The organism is Frateuria terrea (assembly GCF_900115705.1).
Taxonomy (GTDB): Bacteria; Pseudomonadota; Gammaproteobacteria; order Xanthomonadales; family Rhodanobacteraceae; genus Frateuria_A; species Frateuria_A terrea.
Genome location: NZ_FOXL01000004.1, coordinates 336,297 through 357,467, shown reverse-complemented (window position 1 = coordinate 357,467; position 21,171 = coordinate 336,297). Strand labels below are relative to the sequence as shown.

Sequence of the window (21,171 nt, the reverse complement as noted above, 5' to 3'; positions counted from 1 at the left end):
CCACCAGCGTGCCGACCGGCTCTGCTCCCTCTGCCTTCCGCGGCGGGGGCGGGGTGAGGGGGCGGGGCTGGCGGAACACTACGGCCGTGGGGTCGCCGGAAACGCCCAGCGCAAGAACACAGGCAGCATCTTCGCCCACGACGCCTGCTGGTGATGCCCACCCGACAGCAGGAACACGGTCACGTCCGCATCCGTACCCGTGGTCGAGTAGCCAAGCTGGCGCAGGCCCCGCCGCTGCGCGCCATTGGCGTGCCAGCCATCGATCAGGTCCTTGAGGTCGTCGATCACATCGATGACGCCATCATGGTCGCGATCGTTGGTTTCCTCGGCCGTTCCGGCGGCGAACCAGAACCGCATGCCCTGGCGCTTGGGTCCGCGGTCCACCATCGCCTGCGCAAGCCGGCTGCGCTGTACCGCGTCCGCATCGCTGCGATCGCCGGCCAGCCAGAACGAAGGCGACATCGCGCCCACCTGGCCGAACACGTCCGGATACTGCCAGCCCAGGTTGAACGCATTGAGCGCGCCCAGCGACCAGCCCATCACCGTGCGCTGGCGGGCGTCGGCGCGTGTGCGGTAGTGCGCGTCGATGGTTGGTACCAGCGAGGTTGCCACCCAGGCGGAATAGTCCGCAGCACGCAGGCCGATGGCACCGATGCGCGACCCGCCGACCACGCTCTGCCCGCGCTGGCGGTCGGAAAGGCCGTAGCCACTGGCACGGTCTCGCAGCATGTCGATGGCGACGACGATGACGGGCTCGATGGCGTGTTCGCCATAGAGCTTCGCCAGCGTCGGCTGCAGTCCCACGGCCTGCATGTCCTGGCCGTCGTCGGCGTACAGCACGGGGTAACGGGCGGTCGAGTGACCATAGTCCGGCGGGAGGTACACCGTGACGTGGATGCGCTCGGGGGCGAAGGCAGGAGCGTCGAGCTCGAGCTTCTGTACCTGCGCCTGCAGCGCGCAGGGAAGCAGCAGGACCAGCGCGAACCAGCAGCGTGCCAGGGAGCGAACGCGGTGCGTCTCAGTCATCCGGATGGCTCTTGTCGCGCATCAGCCGGCTCAATGCGGTCACCAGGTCATCGCGGGTGGCCGGCGCGTCGAGCAGGTACACAGCCACGTCGTGCGGACCGACGCCCGCATCCAGCGCGCCGCCAGCCGGCACGTCGACGGCATCGCCGCCCAGTGCCGGCTGCCAATGGCCTGACTGCAGGTACTTCGTCACGTGGAACCGTGCCACCTTGTCGCCCTTGTTGAGCAGCACCAGCGCGATCTGGTGCGCGCCATCGTGCTGGTAGACGCGGTAGAACACGGCCTGGTCGCCGTCCAGGCGCTCGACGAGCATCAAGCCGCGCTGCAGCGCGGGCGTATGGGCGCGCAGCTGGGCGATGCGCCTGAGCTGGCGATAGATCGGACTTTCGGCCGCCGCGTCGATGCGCGCCTGGCCGTAATAGTTGCGGTTGCCCTCGTGCTCGGCACGGCCGCGCTCGAAGCCGGTCTCGGAGCCATAGTAGATCGCAGGGATGCCGCGCGCGGTGAACAGCCAGTTGTCGGCGTCGATGAAACCCGCATCGCTGGCATCCATGCGCGCCATGTCGTGGTTGTCGTAGAAGGTGACCAGCTCGTACGGGTTCGCGTACGGCCCGTTCGTCAGGTACAGCTTCGACAGCAGCAGCCGGTAGTCGCTGTGCGGATGTTCGAACACCGCCTTGATTGCCTGCTGCTGCGGAAAGTCGAGCAGGCTGATGCCGCCGCTCGATGGCCAGGTGTACTTGCCGATGTTGTCCGGGCTGTAGTCGAACGCCTCGCCGTACATGAAGAAGCCGGGGTGCTTCGCGCGGATGCGTGCGGAAAACTGGCGCCAGAATGTGGTCGACATGTGGCTGATCGTGTCGATGCGGAAGGCGTCCGCACCCTGGCCGATCCATTTCAGGTACGCGCCGGCGAAGTAGTCCAGGACCGCCGGGTTGGTTTCGTCGTTGTTGGACAGCTGCGCCAGGTCCTCGTATGCGTGGTAGAAGCGGTGTAGCGGGTTGTGGCGCGGGTCGAGCTGCCACGGTGGCAGGTTCTGCTCGTCGGCGACGAGCTTGCCGTGTTCGTCGAAGATCTGTCCGAACTGCGGCTGGCGTACCGGCATGGTGAAGGCCGGCGAGCCGTGGTTGAGCACGATGTCCTGCACCACCTTGAGCCCCGCCTTGTGCATGCCCGCGGTGAACTGCGCGAAGTCCAGGTCCTTGCTCGGCAGGTGTTCGTCGAGCCTGTAGAAGTTGATTCCCCAGTAGCCGTGGAAGCCGGTCTTGCCGCGGTCGGTGAATTTCGAGCCCCAGCTCACCGGGTCGCCGCCGGTGAATGCCTGGTCGGGGTTGTCCACGATCGGCGTGATCCACACCGCGCCGAAGCCCATGCCGTGGATGTAGCCGGCGTTGTCGAGCACGCCCTTGAAGTCGCCGCCCAGGTAGCCGATGTTGGCGCTCTGGCCCTTGGGCGCGCCGGATACCGGAATATCGAAGGTGGGATGCGCGCCGCCCTGGTCGCGATGGTCGTTGGAGCGATCGCCGTTGACGAAGCGGTCGGTCATCACGAAGTAGATGGCGTTGGAGGCGAAAGGCGCGTCCGTGCCGTAGAAATCGTGCGCGGGCGTGGCGGCGTGCGCGGTGCCGAGACCGAGGGCCACCACCAGGCAGGTCGTGCGGATCGTGAGCTTCATGCTGCGTCCTTGAAATCGGTGTGCTTGCGGGCTAAGCGGCCTGCATCGCGGGCGTGGCATCTGGCTCGCGCACGCGCAGCGTGCACAGGCCGGCGATGAGCAGGCTCGCGCCGCCGAGCGCCAGCGCCCAGACCGGCTGGCCATGGAAGAAGGTCTTCAGCAGCAGGCCCAGTACGCTGGCGGCGAGCAGCTGCGGGATGACGATGAAGAAATTGAAGATGCCCATGTAGACGCCCATCTTCGCCGCCGGCAGGTTGTCCGACAGCAGCGCGTAGGGCAGCGACAGGATCGAGGCCCAGGCGAAACCCACGCCGACCATCGAGGCGACCAGCCAGCGCGCGTCGTGCAGCACCACGAACGACAGCAGGCCGGCGCCGCCCAGGAACAGGTTCACCAGGTGGCTGATGCGCAGGCCCCAGCGGCGCACCATCCAGGGGATCAGCACGGCCGCCGGCACCGCCACGCCGTTGTACACGGCGAACAGCACGCCGGCCCAGTTGGCCCCTTCGTTGTAGGCCGCCGTGCTGGTGTCGGTGCTGCCGAAGAAGCTCTGCGCCACGCCCTGGGTGGTGTAGATCCACATGGCGAACAGGGCGAACCAGGAGAAGAACTGCACCCAGGCCAGCCGCCGCATCGGGCCGGGCATGGCGTAGAGGTCGCTCATCACCTGCTGCACCATGCCATGGCCCCGCGCGAACGCCAGCCAGACGAACAACACGCCGAACACGGCCAGGCCGCCGCCGAGCAGGTAGAGCTCCTTTTCCAACCCGAAGTGGGCGATCGCAAACAGCAGCGCCACGCCCAGCCCCAGCAGCGTCGCGCCGAAGCGCCAGGCACGCGAGGTGTCCGCAGGCGTTCCGGCCGGAGCGTCGTCGGCCTGTTCGCGCAGTTGCTGCGGCGGGTACTCGGGGCTTGTGACGATGGTCCACAGCACCGCGCCAAGCAACACCAGGGCGCCGGCGTAAAAGGCGTACTTCACCGTGTCGGGCACGCCACCGGCGGGCGCCACGTTGGCGACGCCGAGCCTGGCCAGCAGCCAGGGCAGGGCGGAGGCGACCACCGCGCCGACGCCGATGAAGAAACTCTGCATTGCATAGCCGAGCGGCCGCTGGCGTGGCGGCAGCTGGTCGCCAACGAAGGCGCGGAAGGGTTCCATCGAGATGTTGATCGAGGCATCCATGATCCACAGCAGCCCGGCGGCGATCCAAAGCGCGGGCGCGTTGGGCATCCACAGCAGGGCCAGTGTGGTCAGCACCGCGCCGACCAGGAAATAGGGCCGGCGACGGCCCAACCGGTTCCAGGTGTGGTCGGACAGGTGGCCGATGATCGGCTGCACGATCAGCCCGGTCAGCGGCGCGGCGATCCACAGCACCGGGATGTCGGCCACATCCGCGCCCAGCGTCTGGAAGATGCGGCTGACGTTGGCGTTCTGCAGCGCGAATCCGAACTGGATCCCCAGGAAGCCGAAACACATGTTCCAGATCTGCCAGAAGGACAGGTTGGGTTTGTTGCTCATCCAGGAGTTCCGTCGACAGTGGTCGCCTGCAGGAGCGCCCTTGGGCGCGCAGGCCAGGCCCGGCTCGCGCCCGGTGCGCTCATGCAGGTGATGGATTGTTCAAAGCGGCGATATCAGCAGCTCGCCGACGTCGGCCTCGTTCAGCGGGCCTGCCGCGCCACCCGCGCCGCCGGTGTAGTGGGCGTTGTGGCGCAGATAGCTCATGTTGAAACCATCTTCGAGATGGAAGTGGCAGCGCGCGCCGGCCGTGGCGGTGAAGTCGCCCCAGGTCGATTGCTGGCGGCCGTCGCTGTGTGGCATCGCCAGTGGCAGCCTTTGCGGCGCACCCTCACCACAATCGATCACCAGCCACTTTACCGCGGCGGTGATGCCGGTGTTGATCGGGCCATGCGGGTTGGTGTAGCCGAGCATGACGCGGTAACGGCCGGACGCGGGCGCAGTCCAGCTGCGCGGCCAGGCGCCCGCGACCCGGCTCTTGCCGCCGGGGCATGCTTCGGGGCTGGGCAGCGACTCGACGCCGTGGCTGTCGATGTGCGTCACGCGGAAGCATGGGAGGGCTGACGTGCGCGCGATCGCCGCGCTGCCGTCGATCGCGCCGTGGCGGCGTCCATTGACGTAGAGCACGCCCTTGCCTGGGCTGTGCACGCGCCATTGGTCGCCGTCGGCCTCGACGGTGGGCGCGGGCGGCGTCGCGGGCGCGTACAGCGGCGCGTCGGTGCGCAGCGGGCGCCCGGGGACCTCGATGGCCTTGAGGTTCACCACCGTGTGGTTGCCCTCCTGCCGTATCGTGCCGGCGACCAGCAGGTTGCCCTCCAATCGGGCGGGACGGCGCAGCGTGATCCGGCGATCGTGCAACTGCAGGTCGATGTGGTCCGCATCGCCGAACAGGGCCGGTACCAGCGAGACCGGCAGCTTGGGTTCGACCCGGCCATCGCCGGTCAGGCCGAACACGCCTTCGATCGCGACGTCGAGGAAACCGGCCACCGACCACAGCTGGCGCGGCGAATTGACCACCGGGCCGCTGAGCGCACCGTCGTCGACGTGCACCGCCTGGGTCAGCAGCTCGTAGTTTTCCATGTTGGAGCCGGCCAGCGCGGCGCCGCGGATGACCGAGCGGATCTCGTGCGCGATGCGCGCGGGGTCATCCACGGCGCGCGCCGCGCGTAGCGCATAGGCGCTGACGAACGGCCAGATCGCGCGGTTGTGGTAGATCGGCTGGTCGGCACGCTCGGGCCAGATCACCGGGCTGCCGGCGGGCCAGGTGGGGTAGTGCGAGAGGGCCTCTCTTGCGCGCGCCCTATCGGCCACGCCGCTGGTGATCGCCAGCGATGTGCCGAGCAGGTCGTAGGCCTCCACCGGCAGGCCGTCGCCGCCGATGTAGCTCATGTAGAGGCCGCGGTCGGCGCGCCAGAAGTGCTGGTTGATCGCCGTCTTGAGGGCCGCGGCCTGGGCGCGGTAGGCGGCCGCGTCGGAATCGCCGTGCTTGTCCGCCAGCGTGGCGGCCATCTGCAACGCCTGGTAATGAAGCACGTTGGTGGAAAGCGCAAAGGACTGCGCGATGAAGCGCACGTTGTCCGCCGTCCACGCCGGGTAGGTCTGCTCGCGCCAGTCGAGGAACGAGGTTTCGCCGCGGTAGAGTCCGAGTGCCGGATCGAAGGCGTACTGCCGATCCTGTGCCAGCGTATCGGTCAGCGCCTGGCGCACCTTGGCGGCGAAGCCGGCATCGTCCAGCAGATGGCGTGCGCCCAGGAACCACACGATGCGGTCGGTGCTGATCGGCCAGCTGCCGCCCGAGCCGGTGTCCTGCATCACGTACAGGCCCTGCGGCGCAGATGGCACGCGCACCTCGGACAGCTTGAACTCCAGTCCGTTGCGGGAGCGTGCGGGATCGAACCGCCAAAGCCCCAGGTCGATCGCGTAGGAGAGGTCCCGCGTCCACACATAGGGCCACTTCTGGCCGGTCTCGAAGCACAGGCAGGGGATGGGTTCGCCGTGATCGAAGGCGCCGTCGCGGATGGCTTCGACCGAATCCTGCTTCAGGTCGTCCTGTGCCATCGCGTAGAGGCCATCGAAGAGCGCGCTGGCGGTCGCCGCCCCGAGCGGCGACGCGGGGATGACGCGCTGGCCGGAAGACCCCTTCAGGCGGTAGGCGCCACCAGCGTCGCGCTGCATGGACACGTGCGTGCCGCGCCAGTCCAGGCCATTGCGCCATGCCGCGTCGGGCAGGTCCGGGGTGGTCGCCATCGAGGCCATCAGCAACAGGCTCAGCATGCGCGCGTCAACTCCTCATTGCGCCAGGATGGCGCCGTAGTGGCCGTTCACGCTCAGCGTGACCTGGCCATTCTGCACCGTGTACGAGGTGCCGGAGATCTGGTCCACCAGGCGGCTGCCGTTGGTCACGCTCAGCTGCCACACCGGGACGGCGACCGTATGCGTGACCGAATCGTCGTTGAGCACCACCGCGAGGCGGTTGGCCGCATCGAACCGGCCGTAGGCGTACAGCTTCGAGGCATCGTCGGTGAGCAGCGTCATGAACGAGCCGGTGCGCAAGGCGGGGTAGGCGTTGCGGATGGCGATCAGCCTGCTCGCCAGCGCCACCGCGCTGTTGGTGGAGGTGCCCACGGTCCAGTCGAAGGTGCGACGGTTGTCCGGGTCGGCGCCGCCCTGCATGCCGTACTCGTCGCCGTAGTAGATGGTCGGGGTGCCGACGTAGGTCATCTGGAAGATCAGCGCGAGGTAGGTCTTCCAGATGTCGCCGCCGGCGCGGGTACCGAAGCGCGTCGTGTCGTGGCTGCCCAGCGCGTTGCTCATGGTCTGCTGGACGTTGGTGGGGTAGTGGGCGCGGGTGCCGCGCAGCCAGCTGTCGAACTGGCTGGCGGGAATCGAGGCGGCGCCGTTGCCGTAGTCGTGGCCGGTGATCCACTCCGAAACCGGCTGCATGAAGCCGTCGTAGTTCATCGCGCCGTCCCATTCCTCGCCGTTGTCGGTCCAGGGGCCGGCGTTGCCCCAGAACTCGCCCAGGATCTCGGCATCGGGATTGGCCGATTTCACCGCGGTGCGCAGCTCGGCCATGATCTGGTGGTTGGTCGCGTCCGAGCCGTCGCCGCCGTTGGCGTCGAGGTACTGCGCCGCGTCCAGGCGCCAGCCGTCGATCGAATACGGTGCCTTGAGGTACGTCTTCACCACCGAGGTGGCGCTGCCGTAGATCGCGCTGCGCACGGCCGAGCCGCTGGAGCCGTAGTTGAGCTTGGGCATGCTGGCGATGCCGAAGAAGCCCGAGTAGCTGTTCGGCCAGGACTGGAACGTATACCAGCTGTAGTAGCTGCTCGACTGCGACTCGTACGCACCGGTCACGCTCGACCAGTGGTAGCGGTCGAACCAGGCCTCGGTGTCGCCGGTGTGGTTGAACACGCCATCCAGGATCACGTAGCCGCGCGGACCGTTGCTGCTGCTGTGCATGTCGCCGATCAGCGCCTGCAGCGTGGTGTTGGTGCCGAAGGCGGGGTCGACCTTCAGGTAGTCCTCGGTGTCGTACTTGTGGTTGGTCGGCGACAGGAAGATCGGATTGAGATAGAGGATATCGGCGCCAAGCGTGCCCTTGATGTAGCCGAGCTTCTGGTCGACGCCGGCCAGGTCGCCCCCGAAGAACACCGCGCTGTTGCAGCCGCCGGCGTTGGACGTCACGCTCGCGCCCCAGGCGTGCTTCTCCGTGGCGCAGCCGGCGTAGCTGTACTGGCCGTTGGTGACGTCGTTGGCGGTGTTGCCGTTGTAGAAGCGGTCGGGGAAGACCTGGTAGATGACGCCGTTCTTCATCCATGCCGGCGTGGTGAAACCCGGCACGACGAAGAAGTCGCCGGAGGAAGGTTCGGACGAGGTGATGCCCGCGGCGTTGAGCCAGGCGGTGGCGCTGCCGTCGTTGACCTGGAAGCGGTAGTACTTCTCCGCGGCGCTGGCCGGCACCGTACCCTTCCAGAAGTCGAAGTTGCCGGTGGCGTCATTGGCCGACCAGTTCATCGCCACCCAGTGGAACTGGCCGTCGGCGCTGTCGTAGTACTTGATGTTGGCGCTGGTGATGTCGCCCTTGAAGGTGCGCAGGGTCAGCGTGACCGCCTGGGTGGCGGTCGGCTCGACGTGGTTGTCGTAGAGCGGCCCCTGATCGTGGAACAGGCCGCTCCATTCGACGTTGTTGTCGTTGCTGGCTGCCAGCAGGGCGGTCGAGGGCAGGGCGTACAGCGCCAGGGCCGCCAGGACGGTGGCGGTGGCCGTCCAGCGGCGGATCGTCCGTTCCTCGTTGCGCATGCCACGGTCCTCCCAGGCGGTGAACATGATCGGCGTCCGGCTCGCCCCGCCCGCATTCCCGCAGAAGTGGAGTGCTTACGGTGCGGGCCGGACGGCCAAACCTTGCGGCTTACTTTTTCACGTCGAGCGTGATGGTTTGGGCGTGGCCGGCGGCCACGCGCACCCAGGTCACCGGGCCGAAGCGGTCCTCGCCGGTCGCCCAGCCGTCGTCGCCGGAAGCGCGCAAGGCATCGACACTGGCGAAGGCCTCCAATGCGCGGCCGTTGCTGCGCACGGCCGCGGCCGATGGCCCGTGAAACTTCAGCAGCCACGACTCGAGCGCCGGCTTGTAGCTGCCCTGCGGTGCGGCGATGGCCATACTCACGCTCTCGCCGTGTGCCTGCATCCGCATCGACTGCAGGAAGTATTCGCCCTGCTCGTAGCCGTAGGTCTTGCCGTCGTCGTCGTAGTAGTCGAACTGGCTGCCATCGGCGGCGGGGAAAAGTTCCACCTGCAGCTCGGTGAGCGGGCGCTGGCCGACGTAATCCATCGGCGGCGCCATCGGGATGATCGCGCCCGCGCGCACGTACAGTGGGATGTCGCTCCAGTGCGTGGCGTCGGCCTGGTGCTCGATGGTGCGGCCGCCGTCGTAGTGCTTGCCGGTGAACCAGTCGATCCACTCGCCGGCGGGCAGGTAAACCGGCTTGACCATCTGGCCCTGCTCGACCACCGGTGAAACCAGCAGGCTATCGCCGAACAGCCAGGCGTCATAGTCGTTGCGCAGGTTCGGGTCGCTTGGCCAGTCGAACAGCAGCGGGCGGACCAGGCCGATACCGGTGGCGTGGCGCTGGTGCTCGTAGCTGTAGATGTAGGGGATCAGCGACTGGCGCAGGCGAATCGCGGCGGTGGCCGCTTTCTCGGCATCCGCGCCATACACCCACGGCTGCCGATGCTGGCCGAGCTCGCCGTGCACGCGGAACACCGGCGTGAACGCGCCGAACTGGATCCAGCGCGCGTAGTTCTCCGGCGTCGGCGTGCCACCCTTGAAGCCGCCGCCGTCCATGCCCCACTGCATGGCGCCGACGTTGATCGCGCTCAACATGCGCTGGCGCTGGCCGGCCATGGAAGCGAAGCCGGTGCGGATGTCGCCGGACCAGAGGCCATAGGCGTAGCGCTGTGCGCCCAGGTAGAAGTTGCGGTTGAGCGACCACACGCGCAGGTCGGAAATGGCGCGCTGGCCGTCGTAGAGCGCGCGCTGCATGTCCATGTGCTGCAGGTCGACGGCGACGTCGTCGGCCTCGTCGTTCCACCAGCCCACGATGCCGGTCTGGAACGAGTGCTTCAGCGCCGCGTTGAAAAACCAGGCGCGCGCGGCCGGGTCGGCGAAGTCGAGTTCGCGCACGGTCTTGCCGGAAAAATAGTCCGGCGCCGGATCGCTCTGCGCGAGCCAGTAGCCGTGTTCGGTGGCCTCGCGGCCTTCGACCGTATCCACGTGGATGCGCGGCTTCATGATGCCGGTCAGGTGCACGCCCTGCGCATCGAGCAGGGACTTGAGCTTGCCGCTGTCCCCGTCGGGGAACTTGTGCTCGTTCCAGCGGAACTCGCCGTAGTTGTCTTCGCCCCAGGCCTTCCAGTCGAAGTCGAGGGTGAAGTTGTCCAGCGGGATGTGGCGCTCTCGGTAGCCGTGGACGATGTCCAGCAACTCCTTCTCGTCGATGCCCCACTGGCTATTGGTGAAACCCATCGCCCATTTCGGAAACAGCGGGCTGCGGCCGCTGACCTGCGCCAGCGCGCCGAAGATCGCGTGCGGCTCGCCGAGGAACACGTAATAGTCCAGGCCGCCGTCGAACATGCGTGCGTCGATGCGAGTGTCGCCCAGCGCGATCTGTCCGCCGACGCCGTCGATCAGCACGCCGTAGCCGGCGGTACTCCACACGAACGGCGCGCCCGCGTGGCCCTGCTCGCCGGCGGTGACCGGGCGGTAGCCGTTGCGCAGCAGGCCGGCGGTGGCCGGCTCGGTGGCGTCGAAGCCGCCGATGCCATACTTGGGCTCGCCCTTGGCATGGATCAGGCTCAGCCGTCCGTGGCCCAGCAAGGGCAGGGCGAACTGGCGCAGCAGCGGCGGCTGGCCCGGCACGCCGATGCGGAGTTCGCCGTGCTGTTTGTCCCATACCGCGTCGAGTTGCGCCGAGTGCAGCCGTGCGCCGTGGGCGTCCTGGGAAACATCTGCGCTGGGATGGGTCGAGGCCTGCAGCGCCGGATCGATCACGATCGTCGGCAACGGCGCGTGGCCGGCCTTGCGGAACTGGACGTGCAACGTGCCGGGCGCGGCCAGTTCGACGCGGAGCGTGTCGGCGCCGAGCGGGATGTCGAACCCCGGCGCGGCCGGCGCGATGGAAGCGGACTTGGCCGGCGCAGCGTGCGCCCGGGCCAGGGAAAGCGATGCAGCAGCGGAAGAGGGGGACACCAGCAGTACTCCGACAACGAACCACGTGATCGGCCCGGTTGACGCGCGCTTGAGCTTTGTGAAGAGCGCGTGCAGGCGACCGGAGCCGGGCCCATGGTAGGGCTCATCGCGCGCGTCGCGACACCCGTGTGCATACGTATTCATTCGTGACATGGCGCGGTTTTCCGATGGTGCGGTGCACGATGGGTCAGTGCGGAGGGAAGGACGAAAAACGGACTCGGCCGTACGCTTTCCGGATGCTGCTTTGACGATTCCCATACCTTCGCCGGCGTCATGGCTGGTCCGGGAAATGCATCGGTGTCTTCACTGCAGCACCACCGAAGCGTAGGCAGGAAGTTGCAACTGGCCGGCAGCGACCCGGCCGCCGGGATCGCTGGCAAGGCGAACCTGGCGGAAGCGTGCGAGCGGACCGCCCAGTTTCAGCGTTTGCGGCTTGCGCGAGAGGTTGTGCACGACCAGCACGTCGTGGCCGGCATCGGTCAGTTCCCATGTGGCAAGGCGCCGGTTGGGAACATCCGGCACATGGAGGACGCCGTCGCGCAGCACCGGCAGCTCCCGGCGCCAGTCGATTAGCATGCGATAGCGGGCGAGCAGCGAATGCGCATCGCCCTCTTCGGCGTCCGCCGACACGTCCGGCCCGTCGCCGGCGCTGAAGCGCTTCCAGCGACTTTCGCCTGGGCCGTGCGGATCGCGGTGCCAGCGCATCGGCTCGCGCAGGTCCGGGTCGGGTTTGCGGCCCCGCATGCCCAGTTCCTCGCCGTAGTAGATGAACGGCCGGCCGGGCAAAGTGAGCAGCATCGCCGCGGCCGTGCGCATGTGCTGCGCGTTGCCATCGAGCTGGCTCATCACCCGTTCCTGGTCGTGGTTGGACAGGAAGGGCGCATCCTGGCCCGCGGGAATCTCGGCGGCGACGCGCTTGAGCAGTTCGACGAGCTTGCCGCTGCGTTCGTTGCGCGCGCTTTCGACCAGCTGTGCGGCGAGCGGGAAATCGAACACCGCGTTGAGTGGGCCGTACCAGGGGGCAAGCTGTTTGGGTTCGTCGCGGGTCACTTCGCCGACCAGGTATACGTCCGGGCGCGCGGCTTTCATCGCGCCGTGGAATGCACTCCACCAGGCGAGGTTCCGGTGCAGCATCGCGGGGTCATCGGCGGTGGCGGCGAAATCGTCATAGATGTGGCGGGCGGCATCGAGACGGAAGCCATCCACGCCCTGGGCCAGCCAGTAGCGGCCAATGGCGATGATTTCCTTGCGCACGGCCGGCGTGTCGAAATCCAGGTCCGGCATGCCGCTGGTGAAAATACCCAGGTAGTGCTGCTTGCCCAGCGCGTGCCAGGCCTGACCGCCGGTGGCGCTCCTTGCATCGAGATCGGTGCCGGGGCCGGCCCAGCTGTACCAGGCGTGGTGCGGGTCGGCCGGATAAGGTGCGGCGAGGAACCACGGATGGCGATCGCTGGTGTGATTGACGACCAGGTCCATGATCACGCGGATGCCGCGCGCGTGCGCCGCCTCCAGCAAGCGGTGCAAATCGGCCAGCGTGCCGTATTGGGGATTGACCGCCCGGTAGTCGGTGACGTCGTAGCCGTGGTAGCTGGGCGAGGGATTGATCGGCATCAGCCAGATGCCGTCGACGCCGAGCGACTTGAGGTAGTCGAGTTTTTCGGTGACGCCGTTCAGATCGCCGATGCCGTCGCCGTCGGTGTCGTACCAGGCGCGCACGAAGATCTCGTACCAGACGCCGCTGCGGGATGGGGCGGACGCCGGCGTGTTGGCGTGCCCCTCCGGGGAGCGGTAGTCGCTTGCCGCAAAGCCGACGCCGGGTGGCAGTGCGGCAAGCAGCGCCGCGGCGAGCATCGCCAGCCAGCGCAGGCCCATCAGGCGGCCACCACCGTGTCGCCGGCGGCGCAATGCCGGGCGATGAACTGCGCGTGTTCCGGCATGCTGCCGACGGCGCGATCGAGCAGCGTGCGGATGTGGGAAAGGAACTCGTCCAGCTGCGCCTGCGGCAGCGCGCCGGCCAGCGGGTGATGGCCGTCCGGTTCGATGCCCTGGCCCAGCATCACCTGCAGCCACGCGGGCTCGGCGAACAGTTCGTCGCCATCGCGCACGATGCGGCCGCCGCTGCGGAACAAGGCCAGCTTGCGCTCGAGCGGCTCGGGCATCGCGATGTGCGCACAGTGCTGCCAGAAAGGAGTGTCGCGGCGCTCGATGGCGCGGTAATGCAGGATCAGGAAGTCGCGAATGCGCTCGTACTCGAAGCGCGTCTGGCGGTTGTACTCGGCCACCAGCGCGGTGTCGCAGTGGCGGTCGGGGAACAGGGAGAGCAGCCGCTGCACACCTGACTGGATCAAGTGGATGCTGGTCGATTCGAGCGGTTCCATGAAGCCGGCGGCCAGGCCCAGCGCCACGCAGTTGCGGTTCCAGCTCTGCCGGCGCATGCCACTGGTAAAGCGCAGCAGCCGCGGTTGCTCCAGCAGCTCACCCTCGATGTTTTCGACGAGCAGGGCGGCTGCTTCGTCGTCGCCGGTGAACTGGCTGCAATAGACGTGGCCGTTGCCGCTGCGGTGCTGCAGCGGGATGCGCCATTGCCAGCCGGCCGGTCGCGCGTTGGCCTGGGTGAACGGGCGCAGCGGCTCTACGCGGCTGCTCGGCGCGACCACCGCGCGGTCGCACGGCAGCCAATGGCGCCAGTCTTCGTAGCCGGTCTTGAGCGCGTCCTCGATGAGCAGGCCACGAAAGCCGGAGCAGTCGACGAACAGGTCGCCGGCGATGGTTTCGCCGCTCGCCAGTTGCACCGATTCGATGAAGCCGTCGGCCGCGCGCAGGTCGACCTTGATGACCTTGCCTTCGGTGCGCTGCACACCCTGCGCCGCATGCTGGCGCAGGTAGCGGGCGTAGCGTCCGGCGTCGAGGTGGTAGGCCCAGCGCAAGCCCGCGAGCGGGGTGCCATCGATCCGTTCCATGCGCGCGAAGCGATGGGCGGCGATGGCACGCGCGTTGAGCGAGTACGCCCACAGGTCGGGCGCGGCCGGATCCCGCTGGCTGCGCAGCCAGTACGGGTGGAACGGCAGCAGGCCCAGCGGCAGCCCGATGTCGCCGAAGGCATGCAGGTAGGACTGGCCAATACGATGCCAGTCGTTGAACTGGATGCCGAGCTTGATCGTGCCCTGCACGGAACGGAGCAGGTCGTCCTCGTCCAGGCCGAGGAAGCCGTTGACCAGGCGGATCGAGGGAATGGTGGATTCACCCACGCCGACCGTGCCGATTTCGTCTGATTCGATCAGCCGGATGTGCACCTGATCGCCCAGCGCGCGAGAGAGCAGGGCAGCGGTCATCCAGCCGGCGGTACCGCCACCGACGATCACGATGTCACGCACGCGCGTGTCGCTGTCTTCGCCCATGCGCTAGCTCCTGTCGTGGCCCGCCGACGGCGCGGGCGTGAAAACAAAAATGCCCCGCCGGAATCCGCTCGGCGGGGCACACGGGGAGAACGTGAACCGGTCAGTACCTCACTGGAACTTGTACGACACGGCGACGTCGTAGCGCCGGCCGTAGCTTTCCCAGGTCAGCACCTGCCGCGGGTCGTTGTTCTGGTAGGTGACGAAGGACTTGTTGGACAGGTTGGATCCCTGCGCGATCAGGGTCAGGCCCTTGAAGGCGCCGCTCCCGAAGGTGTAGCTCACCTGTGCGTCGTAGGTGCTGCCGCCCTTGATCGTCTGCTCGATGCGCGAGGCGCTGATGCCCGACACCTCGCCAAGGAAGCTGGAGCGGTAGTCGTCGCTGACGCGGGCCTCGAAGCCCTGGTGCTGGTAGTACAGCGTGGCGTTGGCGACCCACTTGGACAGGCCAGGCACCGTGAGCGGCTCGGGATTGCCGGCGTACACCACCGAACTCTTGGTGCGATTGCCGGTGAGGATCATGCCGAAGCCATCGAGCGGTTGCGCGATCACGTTGAACGGCAGGTTCAACGTCAGCTGTGCGCCCTTGACGTAGCCACGGCCATCGTTCTCCGGACCGGTGTTGGTGCCCAGCGTGGTGCCGAGCTGGGACAACTGGGCCGGCGTCAGGCCGAACGGCAGGTAGGCGCTGAAGTCGTACAGTTCAGCACGGTTCGGGTTGATGTAGTCCTTCAGTTTGATGAAGTAGCCCGACACCGAGAAGTAGCCGCCGCCACCGCTGCGGCACAGATCGGAGTTCTTCTGGTCGGCGTTGTTGCACTCGAAGCCGTTGCCGCCGGAGAAGTAATGCTCATAGCTGACGTTGTAGTTGTCCGCCATGGTCGGCTTGAGCGTGGGATTGCCATGCTTGGCGCTGAAATACGACTGGTTCGGGTCGGTCACCGTGAGGTTGTTGACGTTGCCGGTCACCGCGACGCTTGCGTTCATCTGGTCCATGCGAGCCCGGGCCAGGGTGCGCGCCGCGCTGACGCGCAGGTCGTCGTTGTCGCCGAAGCCGAAGATCAGGTTGGCGCTGGGCAGGTACTTGTTGTAGCTGGTGCTGCCGCTTACCGGAACCAGATCCACTGCATTGCCGCTGGACGGGGTTCCCGGCAGGGCCTGTTCGCCGCTGGCGGTCTGCGAGGTGTGCTGCGCCTGCACGCCGACGTTGCCGCGCAGGCTGACACCGCCCAGATAGGTGTCCAGGTTGAGTTGCACGTAAGGCGTGAGCACCTTTTCGCGCACCTTCCAGTTCGGCGGCAGGTCCAGCGACGAGCCGAAGGTGGGCACGGCCACCAGGGTGCCGCTGGCGATCAGGTCGAACGGGTTGTAGCAGAGCTGCTGGCCCACGCCCGCCCACGACAGCGGATCGCAGGTGTTACCGGTGAACGGTGCGGTCTCGACCGCATTGCCACCGCTGATGGTCCCGCCGCCCAACGTCAGGAAGTCCTGATCGATGTGGTAGGTCTTGTTGCGCGTGCTGTGCGCCACGCCGAACTCGATGCTGGAGAACGGGCCGCTGCCGAAGCTGCGTTCCACCGCCAGGCGCAGGTTGGCGAGGTAGTCGACGGTATGCGGTGCGTTGATGAAGCCCGCCTGCACCACGTCGTTGCCGCCGCCCCAGCCCTGCGGGTCGGTCAGCACCACACCCTGGGTGTAGTCCAGCGAGGGGCTGAAGTAGGTGAGGCCGTTGCTGTGCTGGTCGAAGCCGATGGTGTCGGTGGCGCCGTTGGCCGTAGTGAAGCCGGTACCGGAGTAGCTCTCCAGGTTGATGTCGCGGCGGGTGGCGCGCGAGTAGTTGCCGTCGAGGTCGACCGACCAGTCCTCGTTGATGGTGAACTTGTTGTCCCAGTTGAGGTTGTAGACCCGGGCACTGGTGCTGTTGAAGTCGTTGCGGATGACCGGCTTGACGTTGGTGTAGGTGCCGCTGTCGTCGAAGCCGTTCTGCACCACGCTGCCGGGCTGCAGCTGCGCGGAGCTGTAGAACAGCGGGAACTCCATGCCCTTGGCCTGCTGCACTTCCTTGAAGTTGTCGTAGGTCAGGTCGATGGTGCCGGTGTAGTGCTCGTTCGGCTGCCACTGCACGGTGGCGAGCACGCCGCGGCGCTTCATCGAGTCGGAGATGCCGTAGTTCTTCGAGCCGCCGATGGCCAGGTTGCCATCGGCGTCGGTGGCATAGCCCCACGGCCCTTCGTGCTGGATCTGGGAGGGGTTGTTTTCCAGGTCCACGCCCAGGGTCACGCCCAGGGTGTGGTCGGCGAACTGGTGCACCCAGACGCCGTTGAGGTTGTAACCCTTGTCGCTGACGTTCGGGCCGTCGGCGAGCTGGCCCATGCCGTCCCAGATGTAATGCGCATTCACCGCCGCTTCGGGGCCGCTCTTCTCGAGCGGGCGGATGGTATGCATGTCCACCGTGCCGGCCAGGCCCTGGCCGATCAGGTCGGCAGACGGCGACATGTGCACGACCACGTTGTCGAACCAGCTCGACGGGTACTGGTCGAACTGCACGTCGCGGTTGTTGGAGGTGGACACCTGCTGGCCGCCGTTGACCAGCGCGGTGGATAGATCGGGACCCAGGCCATGGATGGTCAGCACCTGCGGGCGACCGCTCACGGTCTGCACCGCCAGGCCGGGCAGGCGGCCCAGCGAGTCGGCGATGGAGACGCCAGGCAGCTTGCCGACCTGCTCGGCCGAGACGGCTTCGACGATGCCGTTGGCGTTGCGCTTGAGCGCCGTGGAGTTCTCGATGCTGCTGACGAAGCCGCTGACTTCGACTGCCTGCAGCGTCTTGGTCTTGCCCTGGCGGGTCTTCTGATTGGTCTTGCCGTTGTCGGCCTGGTCTGCAGACTGGTTCTGTGCCTGGTCCTGCGCCGGGGCGAGGCCCTGGGCCGTGACGGGCGCGGTCGCGGCGGCTGCCGTCGAGCAAAGCCCGAAGCATGCCGTGGCGATCGCGACCGCAAGAAGGTTGCGTTCTGGTTGTTTCATTCTCCCCTCCGGAAAAACCGCTGAATGGTTGCAAGTCTCTTTGTCGGCGGATCGCGCTCGCAGTCGATCGCCACGTCTGGCAGCGTTATTAAGACGTGGTCCGATCATAAAGACGTTGTTTTGGGCGCAGCGCAGGAGTGCATACGTATTCATGGCGAGCGCGCATGGGCGCGCACCGCACTGCAGCAAGCTGAGTGCGATGCCTGGCCGATCGGTTCGTTGGCATGCACGGAGTGCGTGGTGGCAAAGGGTGCTGGCGCCCGAGGCACGCCCTGCGCTGGATCGCCTACCAGCGTGCAGTGCGCCTGCGATGCTGCAGACCAGCACGAATGAATACGTTTGCACTGCCGAGGCCGGTCTCGCGGCCAACCTTTAAGCTGCCGGCAACCCACGCCGGATATGCCTTGCGCTTTCCGCGTAAAACGTTGCGAGATACGCGAATGAGTGATGCACCCTGGTGGCGAGGCGCCGTCACCTATCAGATCTATCCGCGCAGTTTTCTGGATACCAATGGCGACGGCGTGGGCGATCTGCCGGGCATCATCGAGAAGCTCGACTACGTGGCGAGCCTCGGCGTCGATGCGATCTGGATATCCCCGTTCTTCAAGTCGCCGATGGCCGACTACGGCTACGACATCGCCGACTATCGCGACGTCGATCCGCTGTTCGGAACGCTTGAGGACTTCGACCGCCTGCTTGCCAAGGCGCACGGCCTGGGCATCCGCGTGATGATCGACCAGGTGCTCAGCCACACCTCGGTGGAGCACGCCTGGTTCCAGGAGAGCCGTGCCAGCCGCGACAACCCCAAGGCCGACTGGTACGTGTGGGCCGATGCGAAGGAGGACGGCACGCCGCCGAACAACTGGCTGTCAATCTTCGGCGGTGGCGCCTGGCAGTGGGAACCGCGGCGCGGCCAGTACTACCTGCACAACTTCCTGGCCTCGCAACCGGACCTCAACTTCCACAACCCGCAGGTGCGCGCGGCGATCCTGGATTGCGTGCACTTCTGGCTGAAGCGCGGCGTCGACGGCCTGCGCCTGGACGCGATCAACTTCTGCTTCCATGACGCGCAACTGCGCGACAACCCCCCCAAGCCCAAGGAGCAACGCACCGGCCGCGGCTTCAGCCCGGACAACCCATACGCCTTCCAGTACCACTGGCACAACAACACCCAGTTGGAGAACCTTGCTTTCCTGGCCGAGTTGCGTGCGCTGCTCGACCGCTATCCGGGCACGGTGGCGCTGGGCGAAATCTCCTCGGAGGATTCGCTGGCGACGATGGCCGAATACACGCAGGCCGGCCGCCTGCACATGGGTTACAGCTTCGAACTGCTCACCCACGATTTCAGCGCCGCACACATCCGCGGCACCGTGCAGCAGCTGGAGATGCAGATGCGCGAGGGATGGCCATGCTGGGCCATCTCCAACCACGACGTCGAGCGCGTGCTCAGCCGCTGGGGCAGGGCGCAACCCACCGCAGCGCTGGCCAACCTGTTCACTGCGCTGGTCTGCTCGCTGCGCGGCTCGGTATGCATCTACCAGGGCGAGGAGCTGGGCCTGACCGAAGCGCAGGTACCGTTCGATTCGCTCAAGGATCCCTACGGCATCGCCTTCTGGCCGCAGTTCAAGGGCCGCGACGGCTGTCGCACCCCGATGCCCTGGAACGACGGCGCGCACGGCGGCTTCAGCCACGGCGAACCGTGGCTGCCGGTGCCGGGCGAACATCGCGCACTGGCCGTGTCGCGGCAGGAGGCCGACGCAGCTTCGGCGCTGCACGGCTTTCGCCGCATCCTGCGCTGGCGCAGCAATCAGCCTGCGTTGCGATGGGGCGACATCCGTTTCCTCGATACGCCCGAGCCGGTGCTCGCGTTCGTACGAAGCCACGGCGGCCAGACGCTGCTTATCGCCTTCAACCTCGACCGGAACGCAGCCGAGGCGGAACTTCCGCTGGCCGGCCAATGGCGAGCCGCCGAAGGGCACGGCCTGGCGCAGGGCTCGTTCGCCGGCGGCCGTCTGCGCCTGCCCGGGCACGGCGTCCTGTTCGCCAGCCAGATGTAAGGTCGCTCGGCAGGACGTACCTGCGCGCGGCGTCACGCGGCCATGAACGTGCCTCCCGTAGGCTTGCTGCACATTCCGCCGCGGAGCCCAAGCCATGCCCAATCCCATGCCTCCCGCCAGCCGCAAGCACGGGACCGGCGACCGCAACGACGACGACGTCGCGCGGCGCGACCACAAGCTGCAGGAAAGGCGTGACGCGGAGGAAACCCGCGACGCAAAGGAAGCGAACCGCGAGGCCAAGCGCGAGGAAGGCTTCAACCATCCTTAGTGCGCCTGCGTTCGCCGCAACGGCCCGGCCGCAAACCGAAAGCCCCGGTAGCTCGCGCTACCGGGGCTTTCTTGTCTGGAACGATTGGTGGAGTGGAGGAGGATCGAACTCCCGACCTTCGCATTGCGAACGCGACGCTCTCCCAGCTGAGCTACCACCCCACGCAAGCCGCGCATGTTAGCAGCGTCATGCGGTGCCGCCAAGAGCCCCGCCAGGGTTCCAATGCATTCGCGAAGCGAGCCAGCCTTTGGGTGAGGCACAACGCTCCGCGACCTTCCTCACATGGCGACAGTGGCGTCCGGCAGCAGCGTGCTGAGGCGCTCGTGCAGCACGCCGCGGCGCCAGCCTTCGAGGAACTCCGGCCATTCGCCAGTGGTGAGGTATTCCTCCAGCACCTTGCGCGGACACAGCAGGCCCGGCGGCAGGTCGAGCTCGCCGGCCAGCCGGTCGACGGCCTCCTTCATCGCTGCGAGTGCTTTTTTTGCCGGTCCTGGCATGGACGCTGGGATGGGGGCCGTGGCGGCCAATTCGTCTGCATCCGGGGTACGCGCGAGCAGTTCGAACAGTTCCGCGCGCTGCGCCGAACGCAGAGCGCGCTGTCCGCGGCTGCGCTGTTCGAATTCGGCGAGGCTGCGTGGCAGGTCCTGCACCAGGCTGAGCGCCAGCGCATCCTCCAGCAGCCATGAGCGTGGGCGGTCCAGCGTGCGGGCGCTGCGGTCGCGCCAGAGAAGGATGCGCCGCAGCAGCGCCTGGCGCGCGCGGGACCAGTCGGCCGCGGCGCGAAAGCCGCGCTGCGGCTGCGGGTCACCCTCGTGCACGTCGGCGCGGCGCTTGAGCCGCTCGCAATCCTCCGCGTGCCAGGCGGTACGGCCGCGTTCGGCCAGGCGCGCAGCCAGTTGCGCGTGCACCGGCTCCAGGTAGACCACATCGAGCGTGGCATAGAGCCGCTGCGATTCGGTGAGCGGGCGTTGCAGCCAGTCCGAGCGGGTCTCGCCCTTGTCCAGTTCCACGCCCACCAGTTCGGCGACCAGCGCACGGTAACTCAATCCCAGGCCCATGCCGACGAAGGCGGCGGCGATCTGCGTATCGAACAGCGTGGCCGGACCCTGCGGAAGGAGCGGTGCGAGCGCCTCGAGGTCCTCGCCGGCGCTGTGCATCACGGTCACCATGGGTCCCTCCGCCACCCGCGCGCGCAACGTATCGGCGATGTCGAAGGCGAGCGGGTCCACCAGCGCGTAGCGGCCGCTCCAGCCCAGTTGCAGCAGGGCCAGTTGCGGATGGAAGGTATTGCGGCGCATGAACTCGGTATCGACGCCCAGCGCGGCGTCGGCCGGCAGGTGCGCGAGCCACGCTTCCAGTGCGTCGCGGCGGTCGATCCATGGGGTGGCGGCCGCTTCGGGCACGGACATGCGGAAGATTCCTCGGCGTCGGACCGGCGGACCTCGGGGTGCGCGGCGCGCATTGC

At 67.3% G+C, this 21,171-nt stretch carries 12 protein-coding genes and 1 tRNA gene; 2 read left to right on the top strand and 11 right to left on the bottom strand.

The features are described 5' to 3' along the window. Positions 1-78: 78 nt before the first annotated feature. The 9 genes from BMZ38_RS08125 to BMZ38_RS08085 all read right to left on the bottom strand — a co-directional run bounded on the left by BMZ38_RS08125 (position 79) and on the right by BMZ38_RS08085 (position 17,381). On the bottom strand, positions 79-1,026 hold the full coding sequence (locus BMZ38_RS08125; protein WP_091336202.1) for an alpha/beta hydrolase: 948 nt from the start codon (positions 1,024-1,026) through the stop codon (positions 79-81). Continuing rightward, positions 1,019-2,701: an alpha-amylase family glycosyl hydrolase gene (locus BMZ38_RS08120; protein WP_091336200.1), complete on the bottom strand. Its 1,683-nt coding sequence runs from the start codon at positions 2,699-2,701 to the stop codon at positions 1,019-1,021. The genes BMZ38_RS08125 and BMZ38_RS08120 overlap by 8 nt, the downstream gene beginning before the upstream one ends. A gap of 31 nt (positions 2,702-2,732) precedes the next feature. Beyond that, entirely contained in the window at positions 2,733-4,217 is a 1,485-nt protein-coding gene (locus BMZ38_RS08115; RefSeq protein WP_091336198.1) for an MFS transporter, read from the bottom strand. A gap of 99 nt (positions 4,218-4,316) precedes the next feature. Further along, positions 4,317-6,488 (bottom strand): MGH1-like glycoside hydrolase domain-containing protein, encoded by a 2,172-nt coding sequence (locus tag BMZ38_RS08110; RefSeq protein WP_091336196.1) that lies wholly within the window; start codon positions 6,486-6,488, stop codon positions 4,317-4,319. Positions 6,489-6,503: 15 nt separating this feature from the next. Further along, positions 6,504-8,543: a glycoside hydrolase family 13 protein gene (locus tag BMZ38_RS08105; protein ID WP_245747212.1), complete on the bottom strand. Its 2,040-nt coding sequence runs from the start codon at positions 8,541-8,543 to the stop codon at positions 6,504-6,506. A gap of 82 nt (positions 8,544-8,625) precedes the next feature. Further along, complete coding sequence (locus BMZ38_RS08100) at positions 8,626-10,962, bottom strand: glycoside hydrolase family 31 protein (RefSeq protein WP_245747213.1); 2,337 nt, start codon at positions 10,960-10,962, stop codon at positions 8,626-8,628. Between the two features lie 303 nt (positions 10,963-11,265). Continuing rightward, the gene (locus BMZ38_RS08095; RefSeq protein WP_245747214.1) at positions 11,266-12,834 is read right to left on the bottom strand and encodes an alpha-amylase family glycosyl hydrolase; all 1,569 of its coding nucleotides are present in this window, start codon (positions 12,832-12,834) and stop codon (positions 11,266-11,268) included. Beyond that, the gene (locus BMZ38_RS08090) at positions 12,834-14,360 is read right to left on the bottom strand and encodes a tryptophan halogenase family protein (RefSeq protein WP_091336192.1); all 1,527 of its coding nucleotides are present in this window, start codon (positions 14,358-14,360) and stop codon (positions 12,834-12,836) included. Before BMZ38_RS08090 ends, BMZ38_RS08095 begins: the two co-directional genes overlap by 1 nt. A 108-nt stretch (positions 14,361-14,468) precedes the next feature. Further along, positions 14,469-17,381 (bottom strand): TonB-dependent receptor, encoded by a 2,913-nt coding sequence (locus BMZ38_RS08085; protein ID WP_091336190.1) that lies wholly within the window; start codon positions 17,379-17,381, stop codon positions 14,469-14,471. A gap of 440 nt (positions 17,382-17,821) precedes the next feature. Here BMZ38_RS08085 and BMZ38_RS08080 point away from each other — a divergent pair, with 440 nt between their 5' ends. Together BMZ38_RS08080 and BMZ38_RS17745 are read left to right on the top strand one after the other, a co-directional pair. Then, positions 17,822-19,438, top strand: coding sequence for an alpha-glucosidase family protein (locus BMZ38_RS08080; RefSeq protein WP_091336188.1), 1,617 nt, complete (start codon positions 17,822-17,824; stop codon positions 19,436-19,438). A 94-nt stretch (positions 19,439-19,532) separates the two neighbouring features. After that, positions 19,533-19,706 (top strand): hypothetical protein, encoded by a 174-nt coding sequence (locus tag BMZ38_RS17745; protein ID WP_175483706.1) that lies wholly within the window; start codon positions 19,533-19,535, stop codon positions 19,704-19,706. 85 nt (positions 19,707-19,791) lie between these two features. Here the strand turns inward: BMZ38_RS17745 and BMZ38_RS08075 are convergent. After that, positions 19,792-19,867 (bottom strand) — tRNA-Ala (locus BMZ38_RS08075). A 117-nt stretch (positions 19,868-19,984) separates the two neighbouring features. Further along, positions 19,985-21,115 carry a ribonuclease D gene (locus BMZ38_RS08070; protein WP_091336186.1) on the bottom strand — a complete coding sequence of 377 codons (1,131 nt, stop codon included), beginning with the start codon at positions 21,113-21,115 and terminating at the stop codon, positions 19,985-19,987. Positions 21,116-21,171: the final 56 nt, after the last annotated feature.

What these genes read in the sequence shown, in the direction of transcription:
- BMZ38_RS08125 (WP_091336202.1), bottom strand. Translation starts at nt 1,026, where the DNA reads ATGACTGAGACGCACCGCGTTCGCTCCCTGGCACGCTGCTGGTTCGCG.
- BMZ38_RS08120 (WP_091336200.1), bottom strand. Translation starts at nt 2,701, where the DNA reads ATGAAGCTCACGATCCGCACGACCTGCCTGGTGGTGGCCCTCGGTCTC.
- BMZ38_RS08095 (WP_245747214.1), bottom strand. Translation starts at nt 12,834, where the DNA reads ATGGGCCTGCGCTGGCTGGCGATGCTCGCCGCGGCGCTGCTTGCCGCA.
- BMZ38_RS08105 (WP_245747212.1), bottom strand. Translation starts at nt 8,543, where the DNA reads ATGTTCACCGCCTGGGAGGACCGTGGCATGCGCAACGAGGAACGGACG.
- BMZ38_RS08085 (WP_091336190.1), bottom strand. Translation starts at nt 17,381, where the DNA reads ATGAAACAACCAGAACGCAACCTTCTTGCGGTCGCGATCGCCACGGCA.
- BMZ38_RS17745 (WP_175483706.1), top strand. Translation starts at nt 19,533, where the DNA reads ATGCCCAATCCCATGCCTCCCGCCAGCCGCAAGCACGGGACCGGCGAC.
- BMZ38_RS08090 (WP_091336192.1), bottom strand. Translation starts at nt 14,360, where the DNA reads ATGGGCGAAGACAGCGACACGCGCGTGCGTGACATCGTGATCGTCGGT.
- BMZ38_RS08115 (WP_091336198.1), bottom strand. Translation starts at nt 4,217, where the DNA reads ATGAGCAACAAACCCAACCTGTCCTTCTGGCAGATCTGGAACATGTGT.
- BMZ38_RS08080 (WP_091336188.1), top strand. Translation starts at nt 17,822, where the DNA reads ATGAGTGATGCACCCTGGTGGCGAGGCGCCGTCACCTATCAGATCTAT.
- BMZ38_RS08110 (WP_091336196.1), bottom strand. Translation starts at nt 6,488, where the DNA reads ATGCTGAGCCTGTTGCTGATGGCCTCGATGGCGACCACCCCGGACCTG.
- BMZ38_RS08070 (WP_091336186.1), bottom strand. Translation starts at nt 21,115, where the DNA reads ATGTCCGTGCCCGAAGCGGCCGCCACCCCATGGATCGACCGCCGCGAC.